Raw genomic sequence first — 1,226 nt, 5'->3', positions numbered from 1 at the left:
ACTTCCGCCGCTGGCGCACCCGAGCTTAACGGACCTGTCGCAATGTTGACATAGCCAACTTTGCCTGTGGGTGAAACTAAGCCATTAATCACTGTTTCGTCTTGACCAAGTAAGGCCCGCGAAGCGCCGACACCTGTGAAGACTTGGTTCACGTGTTGCGGTTGTAGAACTTCTGATAAGCGAGCCACCATTTGACTTTGATTAGGATCGCCAGCCCCTAAGCCGACAGATAAAGCGTTGTTGGTTGCTGCTTGGTATTTTTTCATATCGTCAATGGCTGCTTCATCGGTTTCATAGTTTTTTGAAAGGACGCCTAACACAACATGCCCTTCTGCTGCTTCATAACAGGCTTGGGCATTTTCTACTGAATTGGCTAAGACGTTTAAACAAATGCGTTCTTCTAAATAATTAGGTTTTAATGACATGGCTTATTTCTCCTTTGTGTCCATAATTTCTTGTAATCGTTGCACGATTTTGTTCATTTCTTCTTGATTGACAGAACGAATGTCAAATTCAATGATGCCATTGTTGGCTTGATATTCTCGCGTATAAATGGCTGGACTTTCTGCTTTTAACGCTTGGATGACTTCCTTGGCGGTTTTTCTGCCGTCCACTTTGACACTGGCGCGATAAATGTCTCGTCCGGCGCCATCCTGGACGATTTTAGCGGTTAAATCTGACAAGTTGTTGATGGCTTCAACAAACGGTTTTAAGCGTTCTTGCATCGAAGCCCCTGATTCACTGCCATGTGCCAAGTATTCTTCCACTGCTTGCGTAAAGCCCAAGATATTGTCTTTGCCAATTTTCATTGCTCGACCAATGCCTTTGCCTTGTAGGCGCACCCAGTCAATGTATTCTTTTTTCCCGACCACTAAACCGGCACTTGGCCCTTCAATGGCTTTGGCGCCGCTGTAAATCACCAAATCAGCGCCTGCTTCGGTGTATTTGAAAAGATCTTCTTCTGCTGCCGCGTCAACAATTAGCGGCACCTTGTGGCGTTGCGCCACTTTGGCCGCTTCGGCCACCGTCAGCATACTTTTTTGCACGGTATGGTGGCTTTTGATGTATAGAATGGCCGCTGTTTTTTCAGAAATCATCATTTCCACGTGTTCTGGACTGCACATGTTGGCGTAGCCAGCTTCCACCACTTGGCCGCCGCCTTGCGCTACCATGACTTCTACAGGCGTGCCGTAGTCCACGTTGTGCCCTTTAGGTAAAACAATCTC

General features: G+C 47.0%; 2 protein-coding genes. Both read right to left on the bottom strand.

The features are described from left to right. On the bottom strand, positions 1-425 hold a 425-nt coding region (locus KQI94_RS16055; RefSeq protein ID WP_216454650.1), incomplete at its 3' end, for a KDGP aldolase. A gap of 3 nt (positions 426-428) precedes the next feature. Further along, on the bottom strand, positions 429-1,226 hold a 798-nt coding region (locus tag KQI94_RS16050), incomplete at its 5' end, for a DgaE family pyridoxal phosphate-dependent ammonia lyase (protein ID WP_033072607.1).

It is taken from the genome of Enterococcus sp. S183_ASV_20 (assembly GCF_018919685.1).
Classification (GTDB): Bacteria; Bacillota; Bacilli; order Lactobacillales; family Enterococcaceae; genus Enterococcus; species Enterococcus faecalis.
This window is presented reverse-complemented; position numbering and strand designations above follow the sequence as displayed.